The sequence below is a fragment of the Desulfovibrio sp. Huiquan2017 genome (assembly GCF_017351175.1).
Lineage (GTDB): Bacteria > Desulfobacterota > Desulfovibrionia > Desulfovibrionales > Desulfovibrionaceae > Pseudodesulfovibrio.
The window spans coordinates 1-1,528 of the sequence record NZ_JAFMPN010000036.1; the positions used below are offsets into that span (position 1 = coordinate 1).

The following is a 1,528-nucleotide window of genomic DNA, read 5'->3' on the forward strand; positions in this document are numbered from 1 at the left end:
AAAGAGCCTCCCGGCCTTGTCGTAGGCATACTTCCAGACAAAGGGCCGACCGGCCACGGTTTCGGTTTTCTCCACGATTCGGCCGCTTGGGTCATACTTCAGCCTCATTTCAAATACGCTCATATGATCTCCTCCGGGCCACTGAGCTAGACGGCCCTGTCTTTGTTTGCGGAGAGCGTATCACGGGTTTTTCGGCCCAAATGAGCGAAACACGGAGTTGTCGGCGGAATGCAGTTGAATGTTGGTCGAATGCACGGCGCGGTCGGTAAAATACATCGGAAAAGCCGTATGTTCCGCTTGACAGTTTTCACCAGAGGGGCTGGTGTGTGGGATAGTCGGGGGACACCCTTTCCGGCGAGGAGAATGATTGTCTCGCCCTGTACCCCAATGGTTTCCGGTTTTGCCGATACCGATTTGCTCGGGGGCGTCCGAACAGTTGATGACAATCTTTGAATCCTTTTCTTGAATTTGCTGACAACACTTTTAGATCCCCGGATCGGACAATGAAAAAATGGTCGTTTTTGATCAAAAACGACTATTTTCCACAAACTGGATACATTTGCCGAAACCGGACCGAAAGCCATGTTTCGGTCCGGTTTGGCCAAATTCGACTGATTTGCGGAAACCACCCATTTTTCGGCGATGCTGACAAGGAATAAAACGGACAAGGGCTGCCGAGGCAGCCCCTGTAAAATGACGAATTGATCGTATGTGGCAATTAGTCCGTTCGTCTTCAAAGAAGGCAATCAGGCAACGCAGCTATCAACACCCACTATCTCTCCTCCTGACGCAACCTGCGTCTGATCTGATAGTAAGTAAGCAGCTCCCGGCAGGCGCTCGCCAGTAAGCATGCAGCATAGATGACGAATACGGATATACTCACCTTCAAGCTCTTGGTAGCCAGATAAACGAGCAAGCTTATTGCTATGCCGATCGCCAGATACATCAGTATTGATTTGAAAATGTTGCCAAGCGTGTACTGCTTCGCGCGCTTGTGGAGGATGTCCTCATTCGTAGGATGCTTTTCCATAACGCTCCCTTTCACGGATTGCTTCTTCAGTATCCAATGCGTCGAGCCAGCCTTTTTCTGCGGCCTCTTTCTTCCAGAGTATGTAGTCTTCTCCCTCGCCAGCTTCACTTGGCGATATCCAGTCAGCTAATGGGGCGGTTATGACGCCCAGGCCGCCGGCTACTACTGGAGATATTTTGCCAGCCTGCTTGAGGCCCTCAATTCCAACGGTCACTCCTGTAGAGATGGCATCCCCAGCAGTGATGTCAAACAACCCAAGCGGGTCCACCCCGTTCACCGGATCATCCAAACAATACCCATACCAGTCCGGATCGCCGCCCCTGTCCCCGATGGGATCGGGCGCGGTCCACCTGCCGGTGAAGGTGTCGTAATCCCTCCAGCCGAAGCGGACGAACCCCAAATCGCGGTCATGCAGGCCGCCCGCGAAGCCGATGGGCACACGCAGGCCCGGATTGGTGTCCGCTATAATTCCGCCGAGGGGATCGTAGAGGACTTCCT

The 1,528-nt window shown here is 53.1% G+C and carries 1 protein-coding gene; it reads right to left on the reverse strand.

Going from position 1 to position 1,528, the window contains the following annotated elements; all coding sequences use genetic code 11:
* Positions 1 to 1,007: 1,007 nt before the first annotated feature.
* Positions 1,008 to 1,528, reverse strand: a 521-nt coding sequence (locus J0909_RS18505; RefSeq protein WP_286182140.1) for an RHS repeat-associated core domain-containing protein, incomplete at its 5' end; no start/stop codon positions are given.